The sequence below is a fragment of the Bacteroidota bacterium genome, assembly GCA_020161395.1.
Lineage (GTDB): Bacteria > Bacteroidota > Ignavibacteria > Ignavibacteriales > Ignavibacteriaceae > UTCHB3.
This window is the reverse complement of record JAIUOE010000003.1, coordinates 305,133-326,396: the sequence shown is the minus strand read 5'-3', so window position 1 is coordinate 326,396 and position 21,264 is coordinate 305,133. Positions and strand designations below refer to the sequence as shown.

At 42.4% G+C, this 21,264-nt stretch carries 18 protein-coding genes and 1 riboswitch; of the genes, 12 read left to right on the top strand and 6 right to left on the bottom strand.

From position 1 onward, the window contains the following. Positions 1-2: 2 nt before the first annotated feature. Genes LCH52_06690 through LCH52_06680 form a run of 3 tightly spaced genes read right to left on the bottom strand, consistent with a single transcriptional unit; the run spans position 3 to position 1,791 of the window. Positions 3-521, bottom strand: coding sequence for a DUF4199 family protein (locus tag LCH52_06690; protein ID MCA0388166.1), 519 nt, complete (start codon positions 519-521; stop codon positions 3-5). Continuing rightward, positions 514-912, bottom strand: coding sequence for a DUF2085 domain-containing protein (locus LCH52_06685; GenBank protein ID MCA0388165.1), 399 nt, complete (start codon positions 910-912; stop codon positions 514-516). The genes LCH52_06690 and LCH52_06685 overlap by 8 nt, the downstream gene beginning before the upstream one ends. Positions 913-972: 60 nt before the next feature. After that, positions 973-1,791, bottom strand: coding sequence for a hypothetical protein (locus tag LCH52_06680; protein MCA0388164.1), 819 nt, complete (start codon positions 1,789-1,791; stop codon positions 973-975). A gap of 144 nt (positions 1,792-1,935) precedes the next feature. On the opposite strand from LCH52_06680, the gene LCH52_06675 reads away from it, so the two are divergent. The 6 genes from LCH52_06675 (at position 1,936) to LCH52_06650 (ending at position 11,944) form a co-directional block, all read left to right on the top strand. Further along, positions 1,936-3,480, top strand: a complete 1,545-nt coding sequence (locus LCH52_06675) for an acyl-CoA carboxylase subunit beta (GenBank protein ID MCA0388163.1) — start codon at positions 1,936-1,938, stop codon at positions 3,478-3,480. 62 nt (positions 3,481-3,542) lie between these two features. Beyond that, positions 3,543-5,690, top strand: coding sequence for a LysM peptidoglycan-binding domain-containing protein (locus LCH52_06670; GenBank protein ID MCA0388162.1), 2,148 nt, complete (start codon positions 3,543-3,545; stop codon positions 5,688-5,690). 34 nt (positions 5,691-5,724) lie between these two features. Next, positions 5,725-5,816: riboswitch (TPP riboswitch) on the top strand. A gap of 53 nt (positions 5,817-5,869) precedes the next feature. Beyond that, on the top strand, positions 5,870-8,263 hold the full coding sequence (locus LCH52_06665; protein ID MCA0388161.1) for a TonB-dependent receptor: 2,394 nt from the start codon (positions 5,870-5,872) through the stop codon (positions 8,261-8,263). Then, positions 8,263-8,931 carry a thiamine diphosphokinase gene (locus tag LCH52_06660; protein ID MCA0388160.1) on the top strand — a complete coding sequence of 223 codons (669 nt, stop codon included), beginning with the start codon at positions 8,263-8,265 and terminating at the stop codon, positions 8,929-8,931. Before LCH52_06665 ends, LCH52_06660 begins: the two co-directional genes overlap by 1 nt. Further along, positions 8,924-10,303: a hypothetical protein gene (locus LCH52_06655; protein ID MCA0388159.1), complete on the top strand. Its 1,380-nt coding sequence runs from the start codon at positions 8,924-8,926 to the stop codon at positions 10,301-10,303. The genes LCH52_06660 and LCH52_06655 overlap by 8 nt, the downstream gene beginning before the upstream one ends. 45 nt (positions 10,304-10,348) lie before the next feature. Beyond that, entirely contained in the window at positions 10,349-11,944 is a 1,596-nt protein-coding gene (locus LCH52_06650) for a PQQ-like beta-propeller repeat protein (GenBank protein ID MCA0388158.1), read from the top strand. A 167-nt stretch (positions 11,945-12,111) separates the two neighbouring features. Here LCH52_06650 and LCH52_06645 read toward each other — a convergent pair whose 3' ends face one another. Beyond that, positions 12,112-13,353, bottom strand: coding sequence for a hypothetical protein (locus tag LCH52_06645; GenBank protein ID MCA0388157.1), 1,242 nt, complete (start codon positions 13,351-13,353; stop codon positions 12,112-12,114). A 15-nt stretch (positions 13,354-13,368) separates the two neighbouring features. Then, positions 13,369-14,706 carry an amino acid permease gene (locus tag LCH52_06640; GenBank protein MCA0388156.1) on the bottom strand — a complete coding sequence of 446 codons (1,338 nt, stop codon included), beginning with the start codon at positions 14,704-14,706 and terminating at the stop codon, positions 13,369-13,371. Positions 14,707-15,088: 382 nt separating this feature from the next. Between LCH52_06640 and LCH52_06635 the strand changes: the two genes are divergently transcribed. The 3 genes from LCH52_06635 (at position 15,089) to LCH52_06625 (ending at position 17,584) form a co-directional block, all read left to right on the top strand. Continuing rightward, the gene (locus LCH52_06635) at positions 15,089-15,406 is read left to right on the top strand and encodes an isoamylase early set domain-containing protein (GenBank protein ID MCA0388155.1); all 318 of its coding nucleotides are present in this window, start codon (positions 15,089-15,091) and stop codon (positions 15,404-15,406) included. A 101-nt stretch (positions 15,407-15,507) separates the two neighbouring features. Then, complete coding sequence (locus LCH52_06630) at positions 15,508-16,470, top strand: GNAT family N-acetyltransferase (protein ID MCA0388154.1); 963 nt, start codon at positions 15,508-15,510, stop codon at positions 16,468-16,470. Continuing rightward, positions 16,460-17,584, top strand: coding sequence for a glycosyltransferase (locus LCH52_06625; GenBank protein MCA0388153.1), 1,125 nt, complete (start codon positions 16,460-16,462; stop codon positions 17,582-17,584). Before LCH52_06630 ends, LCH52_06625 begins: the two co-directional genes overlap by 11 nt. A 1-nt stretch (position 17,585) precedes the next feature. Here the strand turns inward: LCH52_06625 and LCH52_06620 are convergent, their stop codons facing one another. Continuing rightward, a complete protein-coding gene (locus LCH52_06620; GenBank protein ID MCA0388152.1) occupies positions 17,586-18,311 on the bottom strand; it encodes a class I SAM-dependent methyltransferase in 726 nt (241 codons plus the stop codon). 62 nt (positions 18,312-18,373) lie between these two features. On the opposite strand from LCH52_06620, the gene LCH52_06615 reads away from it, so the two are divergent. From LCH52_06615 to LCH52_06605, 3 genes are all read left to right on the top strand, one after another. Next, positions 18,374-19,381 carry a lipopolysaccharide heptosyltransferase family protein gene (locus LCH52_06615; GenBank protein MCA0388151.1) on the top strand — a complete coding sequence of 336 codons (1,008 nt, stop codon included), beginning with the start codon at positions 18,374-18,376 and terminating at the stop codon, positions 19,379-19,381. A gap of 216 nt (positions 19,382-19,597) precedes the next feature. Next, positions 19,598-20,275 carry a (d)CMP kinase gene (gene cmk / locus LCH52_06610; GenBank protein MCA0388150.1) on the top strand — a complete coding sequence of 226 codons (678 nt, stop codon included), beginning with the start codon at positions 19,598-19,600 and terminating at the stop codon, positions 20,273-20,275. A 32-nt stretch (positions 20,276-20,307) separates the two neighbouring features. Continuing rightward, positions 20,308-21,210, top strand: coding sequence for a 4-hydroxy-3-methylbut-2-enyl diphosphate reductase (locus LCH52_06605; GenBank protein MCA0388149.1), 903 nt, complete (start codon positions 20,308-20,310; stop codon positions 21,208-21,210). Positions 21,211-21,264: the final 54 nt, after the last annotated feature.

Here is a 21,264-nt window from a genome sequence, read left to right as displayed (position 1 = left end):
GATCAAAACGATTTGTTTGATCTGTCAAGTATAGCCTTACCCAACAACCCGCCTAACAATCCAAACAACGGATAGAATATCAAATTATTGATAAACGACATCACTGCATAAAATCCCGAGAATCCGGTATTTACAATATCATCTCTCGTTGCCTCAAGAATATCCATAGCCTCTTTTACAGAAGGGTCGGAACCCTGCAGAAACGGCATTTCGTTCAACATTTGCAGAATTTGAGGATATGAGTCCACAAATTCGTTATGTCTCGTTATGAATGAAATCAGAACATCAAATGTGGTTCCAAAAAATGCTGTGAAAACCCCTGTCAAAAGTCCGAACACTAATGCATACGACATCTGCAGAGAGAACTTGTCGTTATTGATTCGTCTGTCTGCGTAGAGTGCAAAAATAACTGCAGCGGGAACGAGGATGCAACAGGCGGTCGATTTCAGGATTGGTACGGTACTCAGGACACCGGCGGCAAAACCTGAGACAAGAGTGGGGAAATATTTACTGTTAACCATTAACTCTGTATTGATAATTAAATAAAAACCGATTTGAAATATATAAAAAGAGAATGTAACCGCTTAGAAATCCTGAAAATAAAGCACCCCAAAGAGAATACTCGATTATTCCTGTCCACTCGAGCAGTTTGCTTGTTAAAATGGGAATGACAGCGACCAGTAAAAAATATCTGCTCAGGAACCTTTCATATCTGTTTCGGATGAAAAGTGCCGTGATACTGCCTAAAAACAGACCTGAATAGATCCCGAGGCATCTTGCACAAAGGTGTAACGGCAGACCATCGATATGGAAACAGCGGCTGTCGATTCCGTGACAAATTCTCGAAAAAAGTGACTTCGTAAAGGGGTAAATGAATTTTAGACCGCCTGAATAAAACGGTAAAAATGACACAGCGAGAAGCAGAAACAACCATGCGACAGGAAGATATGGTGAGCGAAGCAGACGCAGTTTTCAGTTCCCTCGTTTATAGATGAGAATTGAATTCTCGGTCAGGATATAAAGCATGCCACCCGAAACGATTGAATCGACAAACCAGAGGTGTTCGGAAACATCCAGTTTTGTAAATTCCAGATTATATGCGTCATTGGCGACATATATTTCAGTTTTCGAAGTCAGGGTGACCACTCCATCGGTGGCTTTAACTGAAATAAATTTGCCGTCAAGGGGGATTTTATTAATGTAATTTCCGAAGAGATCGAAAATAACCAGATCTCTTCCATCCAGTACTGCAAGGGTGTTTTTTAGAGCTGTAATTTTTCCTGGTCTGTCAAGTGTGTAAAAACCTGAATTGTAACCGCCAAAATTGCCTTTGTAATCGCCAAAAAAATTGAAATAGACTATCCTTTTATTTTCACCATCCAGAACATACAGATCGCCCATGGTGGAAACCGTTACTGAAAGGGGATATCCGAAAACTTCGTCGTTGAGAAGACTCTCTTTTTTGTAAACGGTTCCTGCCAGATTAAGACTTTTGTCATATTTATTGATCTTATTGTTTTCTTCATCTGCCACCAGAACATAAACCATTTCGGCACACACATCCAGCGGGGTTGTCAGTGACCTTGAATCCCATCCGTACCCTCCTGATGTATTAAAAACAGCGCCATCCATGTCGAGTTTTAATACCTGACTTGCTCCAAGATCCGTTACATAAAAATACCCTTCAGGAGAGAGTGAGAAAGATGATGCCCTGTTGAAATTCCCGATCTCTTTTACAAAATTCCATGGCTGGGAATTCAGATTTCCGGAAAAAAAGGTGACAAGGATCAAAAGCAGCGGTAAAAAGGAAACACTCATATAAATTTTAAATTATTTTCATATCAATCATAAATTAATTAAATTAGTTTTACGGAATTCTGTATTTTTCTAAAATTCCCGATAAACAACTGAAATATAAGCAGTAAGCCGAGAATAATGCATCATAAAATTGCTGAGCTGAAAGAAAAACGCGAATTATCCCGAAAAGGGGGAGGGGAAGCGAAGCTTGCGAAACAGCACGAACAAGGGAAACTTTCAGCCCGTGAGAGGCTTGAAATTCTACTTGATGAAGGAAGTTTCGAAGAGATTGATGTATTCGTAAAGCACCGGTCGAAAGATTTTGGTCTTGAAAAACAGACATATTACGGGGACGGGGTGGTTACCGGATTTGGAACCATTGAGGGAAGGCCTGTTGCTGTTTACAGTCAGGATTTTACGGTTTTTGGCGGATCACTTTCAGAAACGCATGCAGAAAAAATCTGCAAAGTGATGAAAATGGCGATGAAAACGGGGATTCCGGTTATCGGATTAAACGATTCCGGGGGAGCCAGAATTCAGGAAGGCGTGGTAAGTCTTGGCGGGTACGCAGATATTTTTCTGTTAAATACCCTCGCAAGCGGTGTTATTCCACAAATAAGTGTTATTTTGGGTCCTTGTGCCGGAGGTGCTGTTTATTCCCCGGCAATTACAGATTTTGTATTTATGGTCAAGAACTCGAGTTACATGTTTGTTACCGGCCCAAATGTGGTGAAGACTGTAACCCATGAAGATGTAACATTCGAGGATTTGGGAGGGGCTGAGACCCACTCGGTGAAGAGCGGTGTCGCGCATTTTGCATTTGACAACGAGATTGAAACCTTAATGAATGTAAGGCATCTAATGAGTTTCGTTCCTTTGAATTACAAGGACAGACCATTGGAGAAACCGTTCAAAAAGGGAACCATTAAGCGGGACGAGCGTCTAAACTCCGTTATACCGGACAATGCGAACAAGCCTTACGACATAAAAGAGGTGATCTCCCTGCTCGTAGATAACGAGGAGTTTTTTGAAGTTCACGCAAATTATGCTGAAAACATTGTTTGTGGATTCGCGAGAATGGGCGGGATGAGCATTGGAATTGTGGCTAACCAGCCATCGGTTTTAGCGGGAGTGCTCGACATAAACGCTTCGGTTAAAGGGGCAAGATTCGTAAGATTCTGCGATGCTTTCAACATTCCTCTCCTCGTTTTGGAGGATGTGCCGGGATTTTTACCAGGGACAGATCAGGAATGGAACGGAATTATAAGACACGGAGCAAAACTTCTGTTTGCTTTCAGTGAAGCTACAGTTCCAAAAATAACTGTCATTACCAGAAAAGCTTACGGTGGTGCTTACGATGTGATGAACTCGAAGCACATAAGAGGCGATTTTAATTTTGCATGGCCCTCTGCAGAGATTGCAGTAATGGGTCCAAAAGGTGCAGTGGAAATAATTTTCAAAAAAGAGATAGCAGCTGCAGATGATCCGGAAGCGGCGCTTGCAGAAAAACTTGACGAATACATCAAAAAGTTTGCGAATCCCTATACTGCTGCCGAACGGGGTTTTATCGATGATGTGATAGAACCGGCAGACACAAGAATAAGATTGATAAATTCTTTTCAGTTGCTAAAAACTAAAAAGGATAAGAATCCGGGTAAAAAACATTCAAATATTCCTTTATAGGAGAATAGAGTATCAGGCAAAATATTATTTATTCAACAATCAAAATCAACCATGGAGGTTTAATGCGTAAAGCAGCACTCCTGATATTTGCAGTTTCAGTTTTGGGGCTAACAGGCTGTATCCCCGGGACTGAAACCGCAAATACACAGGTCACAACACCTGTAACGCAACAGAACATAAGCACACAAGACATTGTACCGCAGGAACTTGACAGAGCATATGCTTATTATCAGCAATCAGTCGAGAAAGCAAGAAAAAACTCAACTCAGGAAGCCATCAACAGCTTAACTTCTGCAGTTGAGATCATGAACGGTCTTGACAATTACCCCGGAATTGACGCAAATCCGCGTTATGCCGAGTTAAAACTTCTCATAATGGACGAAACCAGTGAACTCGTCAACAATATCGATGAGACGATCGAAGATGTATCAGTGGATGCATTTAAAGATCTCTTAAAGAATGGCGACAAAAATCTCACTGCAGGCCATCTTCTGACCTCTGTTTCAGAAATTGAGATTGCAGCTACTAATTCCAGTTCCAACTTTAATTCCGGTGAAATTCCACTTGTTATCAACGATCAGGTTGAAAAGTGGATCACTTTCTACACCGGAAAAGGTAAAAACTTCTTCAAACAGTGGGTTGGAAGAACAGGAAAATATTTCCCTGTAATCATCCCGATTCTTAAGGAAGAAGGAGTTCCACTTGAGCTCGCCTACCTTACACTGATCGAAAGCGGTTTGAACCCTAATGCCCGCTCAATCGCCGGTGCGATGGGGCTCTGGCAGTTCATGAAGGGAACCGGACAGATGTACAACCTCAAAGTCGACTACAATATCGACGAGAGAAAAGACCCTGTAAAGGCAACCAGAGCTGCTGCAAGACATCTTCGCGACCTTAAAAATTCACTTGGTGACTGGCATCTCGCGCTCGCAGCCTACAATGCAGGCGAAGGCAGAATTTCCAGAGCCATAAAACGCGGTACTGAAAACTCGTTTTGGGCTATCCAGCAATTGCTTCCTCAGGAAACCCGTAACTATGTGCCGGCATACATCGCCGCAACACTTGTTGCAATGAATCCTGAAAAGTTCGGTTTGACCGATATCAGTTATCAGACGACTTTTGAGTATGAGTCGATTAATGTAGCAAAGGCAACTCCGCTTATCAATGTTGCGAATCTCTCCGGTGTATCACTTACGGATATTAAAGATCTTAATCCTGAATTGTTGCAGAACAATACGCCGGGTACCGGTGATTATGTACTTCGCGTGCCTAAAGGCAGCAGCAGTACGGTTCTCGCAGGTCTTCAGAACAACAATTCGAACCTTCAGCTCGCTGGTGGTGATGGAACAACAGCAACAATTCGTTACGCAATAAAGAGTGATGAAAGCCTCGTTCAGGTCGCTTCCAAATTCAATGTGACAGTTACCGAATTGCGGAAATGGAATAACATCTCTGCTTTCGAGAATGCCAAAACCGGTCAGGAACTCGTAATTAATGTACCTGCATCCAAATATGAAACATACTCAGCACTCGCCGGCAACACCTCAAAAAAGAAATCCACCACTACTGTAACAGCAAACAACAACGACTCCAAAACATACTATCACACAGTGAAGTATGGCGAAACTCTCGCTGAAATTGCTGAAAAGTACAAGGTTTCGATAAATGATTTAAAAAGCTGGAATGGTACCAAAATTAAAAACGGTCTCGTGTATGCAAATACATCCCTGACCATCTACACCGGTACAGTACCCGTTTCCTACGGTGATAATGCATCAAAGAATACTGCCACTCTGAATACTTACAAGGTTCAGAATAACGACAATATTACTGCGATAGCTGCAAAATATGGTGTGTCGGTTGATGACATCAAAACATGGAACAATCTTTCTTCTGACAAGGTACTTGCCGGGCAGAATCTGAAAATCTATTCCAATAAAACGGTTACGGATGTAAAGACTACCGTAAAAGCCAACACGAACACCAATTACAATTACAACAAGAAGAACATTACCAGCACCACAAAGTCAAAAACGGGTGTCAGTTATGGTAATAACTACAACAAAAAGTCGAAAACAACTGTAACTCCAAAAACAGGTACAAATACCAATAAAAAAGCTACAGTAAAAACCGGTTCGAACAACAAGACCACTAAAAAGGCAACTACTACTCCAAAAACCGGAAATACGACAAAAACAAAGAAAAAATAGTTCTATTGTTCTGAATATATTGTTTGTCAACGCAAGTTGAATGTAGGGGTGCCCTGAACGGGCTGAGATCAAACCCTTGAACCTGATCCGGGTAATTCCGGCGTAGGGAACAAATTAAAAGCCGCTTTTCAGTTACCCCTCTGAAAAACGGCTTTTTCATTTTAAATACAGGTAAACAGATGTACAGATTGTTTTTTAGTTTTTTCTTTTTTTCACTCGTTGCATTTTCGCAGGTTGCCTCGGTTTTGGAAGTGGATGTGGTGGATGAGGAAACCGGACAGAAACTGCAGGGAGCTGTGATTAAGTTTGAAGAGTTGCCGCTCGCTGGTGTGACAAATGAGGAGGGGAAATTTATTCTCAAATCGATCCCTCCGGGTGAATGGAGACTTATTTGTTCTTTTGTCGGTTTTAAGACCGAGCGTAGAGTGGTATTAATCTCCGGCGACAGGCTCAATCTCCAAATTGCAATGAAAAAAGACCTGGTGGAGATTCCCGAAGTAATCGTGAGCGGTACCCGTGCAGGCGACAAGGGGAGCAGCATTTCCTTTTCAAATCTCACAAAACTCGATATTGAACGACTTTCGATAACGAGAGACATCCCTTCCATCCTTAATACACTTCCTTCAACTTCATACTACTCAGAGTCCGGAACGGGTATAGGGTACGGCTATGTAAGAATAAGGGGTTTTGACCAGAGACGGATTTCGGTATTAATTAACGGAGTTCCACAGAATGATCCCGAAGATCACTCTGTTTACTGGATCAATTTTTACGATCTTGCAAACTCGCTGGAGGATGTGCAGGTACAAAGAGGTTCAAGTATCTCATTCTATGGTCCACCGGCGATCGGAGCATCGATAAACCTTGTAACCAACAAACCACTTGTGAATCCGGGTGTATCATTTGAAGTTGGCAAGGGAAGTTTTAACACAACGAAATACGCCTTCAGTGCCAACAGTGGAATTCTCGCAGACAGGTTCATGATAAGGGTGAGAGGGAGCCGAGTTACAAGTGACGGGTACAGAGACTGGTCTTGGTCTGAATTCTGGCGGTATTTTGTCAGTGCATCCTATTTTGACGATGTTCAGACACTTTCAGTAAATGCCTACGGCGGACCTCAGGAGGACGGTCTGGCGTTCTACGGAATCAGTAAATCTGCAAATGGTGACGAAGTCTCCAGAAAATATAATTACGGTGCCACTTCACGCGACAGGGAGGTGCTTAACCAGCCGCAAGTCTCACTGGTACATGATATTAATCTGGGTAAAGACCTTTGGCTCAAGAACACCCTCTTTTTCCTGTCAGGTGACGGATTTTTTGATTTTAGCGCGAACTACGGTACAAATGACTATTTCAGACTCGATCCGTCAATTACAATTCCGGGCGATGTTATGATGAGGGCATTTGTGGACAATGACCAGTTTGGGTGGTTGCCATCGGTCGAATACAGGTTTAAGGGTGGAAAACTGATGGCTGGTGGTGAGATAAGACTACACCGTTCCTTGCACTGGGGAAGAATCGAATCGGGTACCGGTTTGCCGGCTGATGTGGTCGGAGAGAAAGGGAACAGGAAGTTCTATGAGTATAAAGGTGCAAAGAATATCTATTCTGCCTTTGTTGGTGTTCAGAGCAGGCTGACAGAGAAGATTGACCTTATTGCACGGGTTCAATCAATCTACCAGCAGTACAGGCTCTATGAGGAAAAGTATGCTAATAATGATTTTACAACCCCATACTTTTTTCTGAACCCGCAACTCGGAATCAGTTTTTCACTTAACGACAAAATATCTCTCTACACTTCACTATCGCTCACAAGAAGAGAGCCACCCCTTAAGAATTTGTATGAAGCGGAATCGGCTAGTTGGGGAGTGGTTCCTCAGTTTGAGAAGAAACCGGACGGGACTTATGACTACAATAACCCGCTTGTAAAACCGGAATCACTTCTAAATATCGAACTGGGTTCGCGGTTCGCCTTTTCCGGAATAAACGGATCGGTTAATCTCTATTATATGAATTTCGAAAATGAAATAGTTCCTTCAGGGGGTCTCGATGTTTTTGGTCAACCTCGGGTTGGAAATGCAGCAAAAACCCTCCATTACGGTCTTGAATTCGAAGGATTTGCCCGCCTCCCATGGGGATTTGTTTTAAATCTTAACGGTAATTTCAGCCGTAACCGGTTCATTGATTTCACAGAATATGACAGTTTCGGAAATCCTGTTCCCCGGAACGGTAATTTTATCGCTAATGCACCTGAAATTATTCTTAATGGAGGACTGACATATGGCAGCTCGCATTTCCACACCTCGTTAAGTTTCAACTTTACAGGAGCCCAGTACACCGATAATTCAGTGAATCCTGATGGAGCGAAGGTCGGGGAAGTAACTGTCGACCCCTTCTCCGTTGCAAATCTCAGTGCAGGAATCAACTATAACCTGTACGGGGCGAGATTGAAATTTGTCCTTGAAATCAATAATCTGTTCGACAAAAAATATTTGATGAATGGATTTGGATGGGATAACTTCTTTCCTGCAGCGGGCAGAAACTTCATGACAACTTTAAAGATGGAGTTATAATGACCAAAGGGTGTGTTATTCTTGCAAATGGGCGCCCCCCAACAAGGGGTGATCTCAGTTTCTTTCTTGACAACGGATTTCCTGTCCTTATTTGTGCCGATGGCGGCGCAAATGTTGCCTATGATATTGGTGGTGTACCCGACTATATTATCGGTGATCTTGATTCGGTAGATGGATCAATTCTTGATCATTACAAAAACAGAGTTCCGGTGATTAAAATTGAGAGACAAGACGATACAGATGTCGAAAAATGTCTGAAGTTCGCCATAGAAAACGGGTTCACTCAGTGTACTCTGCTCGGGGTGACGGGTGACCGGCTGGATCATTCGCTTAATAACATTGGACTCGCTCTTAAATATGGCGATAAAATCAGGATTTTTATCTACAGTGAAAAGTCACTCCTCGAAGTCTTTACAGGTACGCTGAAAATTGAAGGATTCCGGAGAGAAACGGTATCAATCTATGGTTTCGATTCAAATACCCGAATAACTACAAAAGGATTGAAATATCCATTGGACGGAGAGGTGTTACCTTTTGGTGTAAGGGACGGAACGAGTAATGAAGTTCTGGAGGAAAAATTTGAGGTAACAGCCGAGGGAGGCACTGCAATTCTGATCAGGAATGCAAGAAAGGCGATAATGGCAGGCTATTTTTACGGATATGCTTGATCTAATCATAATATCGTTTGTCCTTCTGGTGACGATCGGTACAGGTTTCCTTGCTTCAAGAAAGTCGACCGGTGAGGCTGACTCATATATTGTCAGTGACCGTAACATGGGTCTCTTTACATTTGTAGCTGTAAATGTAAGCACATGGTACGGCGGAATTCTTGGTATAGGCGAGTATTCATACCGATACGGCATTTCCTCATGGTTTACGCAGGGACTGCCGTATTATATTTTTGCTTTCATTTTCGCATTTTTATTTGCGGGGAAAGTGAGGGCGACCGGACTGCTCTCGATTCCTGCCAAACTTCGAATCGAATACAATAAAAAAGTTGCGATTGTCGCTTCAATCCTGATTTTCACCATAACTTCCCCCGCACCTTACCTGCTCACTGCGGCACAAATAATCGCAACAATTTTTGATGTGCCCGTTGATCTGATGCTCTTCGTCATACCAGTACCATTAATCATCTATCTCTCGATTGGAGGATTTAGATCGAACATCAAGGTAGATGTCTTTCTTTTTTTCTTCATGTTTGCCGGCTTCATTGCTGCCGGTACATGGCTTTTCATTACGCATGGCGGAATGCCGTTTCTGGAACAGAAACTGCCTGTGGAACACCTGTCAATTACGGGCGGAAGCAGCTTCTTTTATCTGCTGGTGTGGTATCTTGTAGCAGCATGGACCATTGCCGATCCCGGTTTTCATCAGAGGGTTTATGCCGCTAAAACAGCTCAAGTTGCGAAAAAGGGGATCCTGATCTCGATTGCGCTCTGGGCACTGTTCGATCTTTTCACAAATGCCACGGGACTTTTTGCACGGGCATTACTGCCTGATCTGCAGAATCCGGTATCTGCCTTTCCTGAACTTGCTGCCAATTATTTACCGGTCGGGATCAAAGGACTATTTCTGGCTTCCCTCTTTGCAACAGTATATACCACTCTCAACAGCTTCATATTTCTGAGCGGGGTAACATTCTCGAATGATATCGTCAGGGAGCTAATACCGAATGAAAAATTCCATCTCAAACGATATAGTGCCATTGGAATGATCCTGTCCACTTTGATTGCAATTATACTTTCACTCACTCTGCGTTCCATCGTTGATATCTGGTATTATATTGGTTCGTTGTTTGTTCCCGCGCTGATTTTTCTGATCACAGGTGCATATTTCAAAAAATTCAAACAGGGGGAAGGACTTGCCATTTTTCAGTTGATTTTTATTCCGGTTTCCGGTTTGATCTGGATTATAATCAGAAGCGAATTACCGGCAGATTCATTTTTGGCACAGATTGAACCTATGATAATTGGTCTGTTAACCGGAGGTGCAATTTATTTGATTGGCTGGCTTCAAAACCACTTTTTAACTCGCTGATCTTTCGTAAATTTCATTTTTAATTTCAATAAATAAATTTGTAAAATGACAACACGAAGAGATTTCTTAAGAGCACTCGGAATAATCACCGCTGTAACGGCTACCGGAGCAGGCAGCATATCAATTCTTGGTTGCAGCAAGGGGAACGGACAGATTCCCAAAGCAGAAGACGACAAACCAAAACTTCCGCCCAATCCGTGGGTTGACGGTGATACAGAAGTGTTGATGTCAACTTTCCTCGGTAATGAGTGCAGACGGTTTTATGGCAAGGGTGATGTCAGCAGGCTTAAGATGAAATCAAAGTTCAGGCTCGGATGCTCTGAATCAACAGTCGGGAGCAGACGAAAATCATTCTGCGGAGCCGGCTGGACAGGCACACCTACAGTTTACCTGGAGGCGGGAAAAGTTATGCTTGTTCTCGGCGGTTATGATCAGTATTTAAGGAAGTTCGAAGCCGATGGCTTAAAGGAAGTCTGGAAATACAAGAATGATGATATTATGAAGGGAGCGGGTTCTGTTTATATCGATACCACTGCAGCCGAACCAAATCGTATTGTCCTCCTTCAGGGAAGCCGTTTGGGGAATGGTAACAGTGTTCAGGGGAGCAAGGTCATCCCAAGTTTCAGGGCAATATCCTACCGGACAGGGAAGGAAATTTGGAAATTTAATGTCCCGAAAAGTGTCTGTTACAGCCGTGACAACGACAGTTCTCCCCTGTATCTTGGTGACGGTATGTTGTTTAATGCCGTTGAGAGCGGATTCGGATTCTTCCTCAGCAGCAAAATAAGTGATGCAGCCATGCTGGATGGAATAAATCAGCCCAAAGTTCTTGGTAAAGTAAAACTTTTTGAAGATTCTGATGCAGCCAAGCACGGCAATAATATCGTGGTTGAAGCGAGTCCCGCAAGAATGGGAGACAGACTATTTATAGCTTCCGGTGCGGGTCATATCTATGGAATCGATATAAAGAAAATGGCAATTGATTACGATTACTATACGGGTTCTGATATTGATGGCTCAACGGTTGTAACGAAGGATAATAAAGTTATTGCCACGATCGAGAAACAGTATATTCCGGGAAAAGGCGGGGTTCTTAAACTTGATCCTTCCAAACCTGCTGAAGATTCTGTAGAATGGTTTTTCCCGACCAAAAACACAACCGTAGCTGAATGGCAGGGTGGAATTATTGGAACTGCCGCAATAAACGATGAATACAATCCCAACAACGAATATCCAGCAATCTGGGTAACACTGGCAATTGACGGCAATCTGTATGTCGGAAGTCAGCACGAACTTTCAGGGGAGACCACTCTCGATACCCTCAACAAAAAGAAATGTGCTGTCCCAAAACTTCTCGCAAAAATTTATGTCGGTCCTTCGATTGGTACACCGATCATTACCAGCGGAAACAAGATAGTTGCCCCAACCTACAACGGACTTCATCTCGTTCAGATGGAATTTGTGAAAGGGAAAAAAGGGGATGGTGAGACTGCAAAGAATGCTGCCGGTGTTGAATATGGTGTCAAGTTGAAAAAACTCGAAACATTTCATTCAGATACTTCTTTTGAGGCTACACCCGTTGTTTGGAACGATACTGTCTATTGCTCAAGCAGAGATGGATATCTTTACGCATTAGGATAGATTCTACAATCGAATACCGGTTATCGAGAATCATTTTGCCTGATCCTGCTGAATTACCGGTATAACATATCACCGACCCGCAAAAAAAATCCACAAGAAGTAATGGCTGTTGTCAGTCCGTACTTCTTGTGGAATAGTAATATGATTAAGGGATTATCTCCCCGAGCCTACTTTTTGATACCTTTCATGATATTCGACTCGCTTTTTTTCCAGCGGTAGCAAATACCAAAAGGCATGTGTTTAATTTTGTCTGTTTCGCTGTAGATCTTTTTCATTCCTGCCTGATAAGCCCACGGGAAGTCGCCAATTGGTCTGATGTATGTGCCGTAGTAGGTCATGTCCCACTGTCCGTTCTCGAGGAATTTAACGGGAATACCTGTATCAGTTTGTACGAGATATTTTGCATTTTCGAGAATAAATGAACGAAGTGAAGCGAAATCCTCTCCGTGGAGAAGGTATGATGCAGCTTTTGTGAAAAAGATAACAGGTGAATTATCGGTCACGAGTTTCTGAAGGTTCTTTCTGTTCGCCCATGATTTATTCTGGGTGTCTGTGCTGAAGTAGTAAAGTTTCTTAACTTCTTTTTGATCTTTATCGGTGAAGTAGATGACGCAACCCTTAGCCTCACCTTTAAGCTGTTCACCTGAAACAAGCTGACTTTCGTCGAGATTAAAGTCACCGTTCTTTTCACTCGTTATATATTTAACATCAAGGACTGTAAGTTCTGATCTTGCCATGAAGAGGAAAAAGACAGGGATAACGCCTCTGAACACGCCTTTTCTGAGATCGCTGCTCATCTGCTTTGTAATGAAGTATCCGCGGGTTGTAAGAATTCTTAATGAACCCTGAAGGTCATCGAGATAGGTTGCAAGGCTGGGATCATTTGCCTTAATGGATTCAGGGAGTTTGTTGACGGGTTCGAGCCCCTGCAATATGTAGGTGTTTGCGTTCGGGAAAAACTCGTGTGCGAAAAGGAAATCGGGTCCGCCAAAAGGATAGAAAACTGTTTTTGCTTTTGGATCGAAATCGGCCAGTTCCGTCTTTGCCCAGTATTCAACTGAATCAAGAATTTCCTTTTGAAGATTAGCCCACTTGGAAGTGAAGAATTTCTGATGGTTCTTCCATGCTTTTTCTTCTGTCAGTTTGAAGAATTTTGAAGAAGCCGAAACTTCGAAACCGCCAAGAATTTTAGCCATGTCATTGTATTGCATGTCATATTTTGAGAGGTCAACGCCTGCTTTTGGTTCCTCTTTAGCAGGTGTTTCGGTTTTCGCTTTGGTCGAATCCTCTTTTACGGGGGTGGTTGATGCTGTTTTGTTGCAGCCCGAGAATAGAAATATGATAAGGGTAAGTGTCACCAGATTAAGGGAAACTATCCTTTTTACTATCGATGAAATATTTGAGTTCATCCTTTTTTTACCTGTTTATTGATTTTCGAATTTTGTGTTAAAATGTTTTGCAATATAGTATACTGCGATACCCGAGAGAACTGTTGCCAATCCTGCAAGAGATTCTTCGGGTTTATCCATCAGAATGTGAGTAAGCATCCAGATTTCAAAAAGAATAAAAAGTATTGGAGTAAAAGGGTATCCGAATGTCTTGTATGTCCTCGGTATATGTTTCAACTTTGTGCGGAGAATAAAAATTCCGAACACTGTTGCCGTGGTCGAGAGGCTAAGTGTAAAACCGATATATACGAGAACCTGTTCAAAAGTGTAGGTAACTATCATAAAAACAGCTACGAGACTTTGAAAGATGATGGGGACAACCGGCACTTCCTTGCTGAGGAATTTAAATCTGTTGTAAATATTCGGGATTACATCCTTCATCATTGTCTGGGTGACTCTGGGCCCAATAAATGTCATACCCGAAACTGCCGAGAGAAGGCAGACGGAAATGAGGAGACCCACTATTACAGCACCGTAATCACCAAAAATGTGTTTTGCTGCAAGGAGACCTACATCAATCTGTCCCTGTAACTGATCAACCGGTACCATGTAGAGGAACGAGAAATTGAGGAGTACATACAATCCCATAACAATCATTGTGCCGATAAAAAGAGCGAGAGGTACATTACGGGTTGGATTCTCGACCTCTTCGGTTATGTAAGCTGCACCGTTCCAGCCAGAATATGAATAAGATACATATATAAGTGAAACAGCAAAAGGTGCGCTAAGCAGGGCGTTGAAGTCATAATCGAAACCGAGAAAGGGGAGCTGAGTCGGGTTTCCGAAAATAAACGCTGTCATAATCAATGCAACTATAAGCAGAACCACAAGAGAGGTGATATATTTTTGGAAATTTCCGCTGATGCTCACTTTTATAATATGTATCATAGTCATGAGGAGAACCGCCCCGAGAGCAATCATCAATTTCACCGATTCGAAGTCAGGTGCATTTTTATCAGAGATAACACCGCCGAAATAAGTACCAAGTGCCATACCTGCGAGGGCGATTGGAGCTGCGAACGCAACAGTGGCAGAGACATATCCCGAAAGGAAACCCACTATTGGATGATACAATCTTGACAGAAAATTGTATTCACCTCCCGATCTTGGGAAAGCCGAGGTCAACTCACCGTATGTGAGGGCTCCTGCAGTTGCAATTATACCGCCGATAATCCATAATGCAAGAAGCGGGGGAACCGATTTAATATCAAAAACTTGAAAGCCAAGGCTTGTAAAAACACCCGTTCCAATCATGGTCGAGATGGTTACGGTGATGGCAGTTACAAGACTGTGTTTCTTTGGAGCAGAAGCCATTAATTTTCCGGAAAATATTATTAAATACAAACCAAAATTTACTGAAAAAGAGTCAATTAATTTAGTTGAATTTTCACAGAATCAAATCCGGTTTCCGTTGTGTAAAGTGGCATCATTACCGGAGTAATTAAGTCGCGAATATACTGAATATCTCGGTCGGACGCCCGAACGGGATCGAGAAACACCCGGTATTTCCCGGTCGAAGGCATCAAAACAGCTCGGTCGGGTGCCCGAACGAGCGAAAAAGAGGGTAAAATTATCTAAAAAACGCTCGGTCGGACGCCCGAACGGTCTTTTTTTCTTGCATGAAGGTGTTTGAGCCCCTATATTTGAATCAAAGATTTTGATAATTAATATTACTCAACAAGTTTTCGAGGTATGAATGTCTGTTAAAAAACAGTTTTTGAAGAGTGAACCGGTTTGCAAGGTTACATTTAGAATAGCTAAAGAAATCGGCAAACCATTTGAGTCAGCCAGTGTGGTAGGTGATTTCAACGGATGGAATCAGGAAGCACATCAGATGAGCAAACTCAAAAAAGACGGTTCATTTTCTTTAGTAGCTGAAATTCCGACAGGTTCAGTTTATCAGTTCAGATATGTACTCGATGGTAAAGAGTGGGTTAACGACAGCGAAGCCGATGGCTTTGTAAATTCGCCTTACGGTGATTCCCAAAACGGTTTGCTCGACCTTACCAAATAAGAAATTGATCTCCCGTATGTATCCGGCCCTGGTTTATCCGGGGCTTTTTTATTTTAAAAATTCATATTTTTAAAAGTTCGATAATTTATACTTGTGGAAAAATGGAAATAATAGAATACAGTCCCGAATGGAAAGAGCGCTGGGACAGATTTGTTGACACTTCAAATAACGGAACGGTATTTCATAAACAGATATTTTTTGATTACCACACCCCCGGAAAATTCTCATACAATCATTTGATAATCCTTGAAAGAGGGAACATTAAAGCCGTTCTCCCGGGAAGAATAATGCCCGACGGTTATTTTGAATCACCAATCGGGGCCAGTTACGGTTCTCTGGTTACGGGTGATATCCGGTTTGCAGAGGCACTCGACATGATCGATCTTTTGATCGCATACGGTAAAGAAAAGGGATTCAAAGGTTACATCCTGACCTCGGCACCTGATATCTATGAAAGAACCAGGAACCAGAGTCTCGATTTTGCAATGTTGTGGCGGGGATTTAAATACGATTTGCATTATATTTCAAGCTGCATAAAACTCGATCCCTCCGAGGATTTTTTGGAGAAATTTGCACCCACTACAAGAAGAAACATCAGAAAAACCTTTAAGGAAGGGTGGCTTGATGTGGAGGTCAACGAAAAGTTTGATGAATTCTATCCCATCTTGATCGAAAACAAAGCACGACACAATGTTAAACCTACTCATTCCCTTGAAGATATTTACCGAATAAATGAACTGATGCCGGGGATGATGAAACTTTTCATGGTCTACCACAAGAGCAATCCCATTGGCGGGAGTCTGATGTTCAACACCAACAAGCAGGTGACTCTTTGTTTCTACAATATGCTCAAATACGAATATGATCACATGAAGCCGATTCAACGGGTTATGTATGAAGTGGTGAAGTGGGCAACAGAAAGCGGCTATAAATATGTGGATATCGGCGTTTCGCAGGATACCAAAGCTGCAAATCCAATGACTCCGAGCATGAATCTTATAGAATTCAAGGAGAAGTTTGACGCAAGAACAGTAATGAGAAACACACTGAAAATTGATCTCTGATTCAGGAAATAACCGCCGGATTTTAATCTCCTTTCTTGGAAACATCAATTACGATACGAGGGCGAGGAATCTTTGTACCTCACTGATTGAAAGGGGTTTTGATGTGGATACTGTCAGTTTTGACTGGTTCGACCGTCCACAGGGGGGTGATATCCCCGTCGTGAAACTGACAAAAGGGAAATCATCCGCAGGATTCTATCTCAAATTTGCCTTTACTGTCATCCTTAAGCTGCTCTTTAACAAATACGATTTGTACATTGCCGCCGATATCTACAATCTGCCTTTCCTCTCCTTTTTTGCAAAATTCCGCTGTAAACCGCTTTTTTATGATTCCAGAGAACTTTTCCGCTATCTTGCGGGACTGACAGGAAAGAAAAATGTTCAGGCGCTTCTTTCATTTATTGAAGAATCATATATAAAGGATTGCGATAAAATAATCGTGACGGGTATGATGGATGCCGGTGTCCTGATTGAGGATTACGGTTTGTCCCCTTATAAATTCATACTCCTGAGAAATTTACCCCGAAAATCAGTCAAACCAGAAGCGAAAGATCTGCGCAAGGAATTCAATCTCTCTCACGATGCAGTAATCCTGATATACCAGGGAGTTGTTGTTAAAGGAAGGGGATTGAGGAAAATAATTGAACTGCTGCCGGAGAATCAATCACTGCATTTAATAATTCTCGGAGAGGGTGAGCTCAGAGTTGAACTCGAAAAATACGCCGGGGAGTTGGGTGTAGCCTCCAGGGTTATATTTGCGGGAACCGTAACACAGGATGAACTTCTTTCATATACTGCAGGGGCTGATATCGGTTGTACCCTTATTGAGAACATAAGCAAAAGCTACTATTACGCCCTGCCTAACAAACTTTTCGAATATGTAGCTGCCGGAATTCCAGTCCTTGCCAGCGACCTTCCACAAATGAAACAGATTATTGATATTTACGGTGTCGGAAAATATGTAAATCCCGAAAACAGAAATGAAATTATTGAGGCACTGAACCATCTTTGTGATCCTGAAATTCGCAGAGAGATAAAGCTCAAATCATTGAAGGCGGCGGAAGAATTAAACTGGGAGAGAGAATTTTCTAACGAGAGCCATAATTTTAGTTAAATCAGCGGGTGCATTTCACGATGATGTGTGCGGGCAGATTATAGAGAAAATTGGCGACTTTATCCTTGAATTTCCAGAGCGGGAATGGAAAAAATTTCATTATAACATAAGTTCTTGCAAAAATGAGAATTTTATTGCCAAATGTTTCCCATTCAAGTTTGTCATGCTCCACTTCCTTGAATAAAGAAGCGAGGATCTTCTCATCAAAAGAATGAATATGTGCGTGCAAAGGGGTGGGTTTATTACAATGAATGCAGAGTGAATACTGAAGTTTTTCTTTGTAGGGAGTGGTTATGATTAATTGTCCACCCTTCTTTACAACCCGGGAAAGTTCCTTTACAAAACCTTCGGGATCGTGCACATGCTCGATCACCTCACTAGCAACAACAAGATCGAATGTGGAATCTTTGTACGGGAGAGAAAAAGCGTCGCTGCTGACACAGGAATGGAGCGGATGTGGTACCTTATCCTTCGCCTTTTTCAGGTTGACGAGGGAAATATCCATCGAAACCACTTCAAACCCTTTTTTGATGTAATGCTCCGCAATCCATGCATTTCCGGCACCAACATCGAGAATTTTCCCCTGTTTCACATCAACTTCCGACATAATATATTCATGAACCCGTCTTTCATCATGAGCAGTTGCCCCCGTTCTCTCTACAAAATAGTCGAATTCACGGGCGTCGGTTTTATAGTGATCGACGTAATTAAAGTCGGCTTTTCTCATTATTAGCTGATTTTTTCATAAATTTCAGAATTCAAAACGAAAGATAACGCAATTCCAGGAAAATGAGCGACAAACGAAAATTTCTTATCGCAAGAATCGACAGGATCGGTGATACCGTTCTGGCAACTCCACTTCCGCGCGAACTGAAAAAAAGTTTCCCCGGCTGTGAAGTGTCGGTACTTGTCAGAAGCTACACAAAGGATATTTTCCTTCACAATCCTTTTGTCGATCATATCCTCGTTTGGGACGATTTTTCAAGGGGGATTTCAAAAATCCGGAGTCTTGCGAAATTTCTTAAACCTCACGGTTTCACCGATGGTTTTATGCTTCTTCCGAATGAAACTCTGGCTTATTCATTTTTTCTGGCAGGGATAAAAAGAAGATATGGAACAAGCAGAAAACTTTACCATCTTCTGACCAATACCATCTCTTTGGATCGTAAAAAATATGCCGAAGAGAGAAGTGAAGCCGATTATTGTCTCGATTTTGTCAGGTCAGCCGGCGGGGAAGTCACGGAATTCTCAACAAAAATTTATTTAAGCGAAGAAGAACGGTTCACTGCAGAGAAATTCAAAAAGGAAACAGCACCAAACGGTGAGAAGATAACCGGAGTGCATATAACCAGTGGCGGTTCTGCTCCAAACATGCCGGCGGGTGAATATCTCAGGCTGATAAATCTTCTTGCATCAAATCCACAAATTAAAGTGGTCGTAACGGATAACCGGCTACCTCCCGAATTAACACTTCCCGAAGGCATTCTGCTGATAAATGAGGGTAAATTGTTAAGAGAATCGATAGTCAATTTTTCCATATTCGATCTTTTAATTTCCTCCTCAACAGGCACCATGCACATAGCTGCGGCATTGGGGGTTGATACCCTTTCCCTTTTTTGTCCTCTTCCTGCCTGTAAACCATCTCTTTGGGGACCCGTCGGAAACAAAGCCGAATTTGTTCTCCCTTCAGAAAACTACTGTGCCACCCGCTGTCCCGGCGATCCTAAAAAGTGCGATTTCTCCGGTGAAGGGGGAATCGATGCCGGGATAATTTATTCCAAAATGATGAATTACTGAAGATTGAAGGCTGAATTTCTGAAGTTTGAAGTCAGAAGTTTGAAGTTTGAATTTCTGAAGATTGAATTCAAGCAGTCCTGAGAAAAACAGCTTTTTTTGTTAAATAAACTGATGCCTCCTCCTGCTCAAAGACATCAAAATATTTATCAGTCATAACTGACTCTCAAGCAGTCTCAAAATTGCATAAAAGCTAAAAATTCCGTATATTTCCAAGCTATGAAAAAAATGTTTACAGTGGCAATAGACGGACCCGCCGGATCGGGTAAGAGCAGTACTGCAAAGCTTGTTGCAAAGAGGCTTGGATATCTGTTTATAGATACCGGAGCGATGTACAGGGCGGTTACACTTCTTGCTATAAGGACGGGTAATCTTGATAATAAAGAGGCTCTTCTTTCGCTGCTTCCGGAGTATAAAATAACGCTGAAACCGGGCGAAGACGGCAACATTGTCTTCCTGAATGATGAGGATGTTTCTGCAGCTATAAGAACGGAAGAGATTAATCAAAATGTATCGAAAATAAGCAGCATTTCTGAAATAAGGACAGAACTTGTCAGAATGCAGCAGGAAATGGGGAAAGAGGGCGGAGTTGTAATGGAGGGAAGGGATATCGGGTCAGTCGTGTTTCCTGATGCCGATTTCAAGTTCTTTTTCACAGCAACCGTTGATGAAAGGGCGAAAAGACGCCTCTCCGAACTTCAGGCTCAGGGAGCCAAAATGTCATTCGACGAAGTCCGGGCAAGCATCATCAGACGGGATAAATACGATTCCGGGAGAGAAGTATCACCGTTGAGCAAAACTGATGACGCAATAGAGATTGACACCACTTCCATGACACTTGAACAGCAGTGCGATCATATTGTAAAACTTGTGCGTGAAAAGGAACAGTTGGGCTGAGATTTCGGTTTGATTAAGAAAAAGGTGAACAGATGAAAGTTACGATCGATAAAAATGCCGGATTTTGCTGGGGAGTGGTTAGAACAATTGATATTGCCGAAGATTCGCTGAAAGATAAACCAAAGGTCTTTTGCCTAGGGGATGTAATTCACAATACCGTCGAAGTGCAAAGATTGAATAATCTTGGACTTGAAACCATCACCGTGGAAGATTTTCCAAAACTCCCAAAAGGAAGCCGGGTACTGATTCGTGCACACGGTGAACCGCCTGCAACATACAAGCTTGCACTTGAGTTTGGGCTCGAACTTGTGGATGCCACATGTCCCATAGTGATTAAGGTGCAGGAGCGGGTAAGAAAATTTGTTGACAAAGGTTTTCAGGTTGTGATATTTGGTAAAAAAAATCATGCCGAAGTTGTCGGGATTAACGGAGTAACGGGGAACACTTCCATTGTCGTTTTGAACAAGGAAGAAGCACTCGAATCGGTTGATTTTACAAAACCGACGGTTCTTTTTTCGCAGACGACCATGGACAAGCAGGAATTCAAAGAAGTGGCGGACGCTCTTAGGCAGAAACTGGATACTCTGGTTATCGGTTCGATAGAGGAGACAGCGGTAGAATACCACGCCAAAGACACAATTTGCGGGCAGGTTTCGGGGAGAGAAAAGAAACTTCAGTTGTTTGCCGCAGAGAATGATATTATAATTTTTACAGCGGGAAGAAAATCGAGCAACGGAAAGGTGCTCTATCACATCTGTCACGATGTGAATGAGAGGACATACTTTGCCGAAACAAAAGAAGAGATTGACTGGAGCTGGTTTGAAGGTGCAAATTCCGTGGGAATTACAGGCGCCACTTCCACACCCCACTGGGTGATGAGGGATTTCAAACGGCTGATTGAAGAAAAATTTGGAATAGAAGAAGAAGTTTTATAGCACAATAAACTGCAGTTAGTCAGATATATGTTACACTAACCAATCAATAATGCT

Bases quoted from the DNA above. Each gene is read 5' to 3' on its own strand.
- LCH52_06690 (MCA0388166.1), bottom strand. From the start codon at position 521: ATGGTTAACAGTAAATATTTCCCCACTCTTGTCTCAGGTTTTGCCGCC.
- LCH52_06675 (MCA0388163.1), top strand. From the start codon at position 1,936: ATGCATCATAAAATTGCTGAGCTGAAAGAAAAACGCGAATTATCCCGA.
- LCH52_06670 (MCA0388162.1), top strand. From the start codon at position 3,543: ATGCGTAAAGCAGCACTCCTGATATTTGCAGTTTCAGTTTTGGGGCTA.
- LCH52_06665 (MCA0388161.1), top strand. From the start codon at position 5,870: ATGTACAGATTGTTTTTTAGTTTTTTCTTTTTTTCACTCGTTGCATTT.
- LCH52_06660 (MCA0388160.1), top strand. From the start codon at position 8,263: ATGACCAAAGGGTGTGTTATTCTTGCAAATGGGCGCCCCCCAACAAGG.
- LCH52_06655 (MCA0388159.1), top strand. From the start codon at position 8,924: ATGCTTGATCTAATCATAATATCGTTTGTCCTTCTGGTGACGATCGGT.
- LCH52_06650 (MCA0388158.1), top strand. From the start codon at position 10,349: ATGACAACACGAAGAGATTTCTTAAGAGCACTCGGAATAATCACCGCT.
- LCH52_06645 (MCA0388157.1), bottom strand. From the start codon at position 13,353: ATGAACTCAAATATTTCATCGATAGTAAAAAGGATAGTTTCCCTTAAT.
- LCH52_06640 (MCA0388156.1), bottom strand. From the start codon at position 14,706: ATGGCTTCTGCTCCAAAGAAACACAGTCTTGTAACTGCCATCACCGTA.
- LCH52_06635 (MCA0388155.1), top strand. From the start codon at position 15,089: ATGTCTGTTAAAAAACAGTTTTTGAAGAGTGAACCGGTTTGCAAGGTT.
- LCH52_06630 (MCA0388154.1), top strand. From the start codon at position 15,508: ATGGAAATAATAGAATACAGTCCCGAATGGAAAGAGCGCTGGGACAGA.
- LCH52_06620 (MCA0388152.1), bottom strand. From the start codon at position 18,311: ATGAGAAAAGCCGACTTTAATTACGTCGATCACTATAAAACCGACGCC.
- LCH52_06615 (MCA0388151.1), top strand. From the start codon at position 18,374: ATGAGCGACAAACGAAAATTTCTTATCGCAAGAATCGACAGGATCGGT.
- cmk (MCA0388150.1), top strand. From the start codon at position 19,598: ATGAAAAAAATGTTTACAGTGGCAATAGACGGACCCGCCGGATCGGGT.
- LCH52_06605 (MCA0388149.1), top strand. From the start codon at position 20,308: ATGAAAGTTACGATCGATAAAAATGCCGGATTTTGCTGGGGAGTGGTT.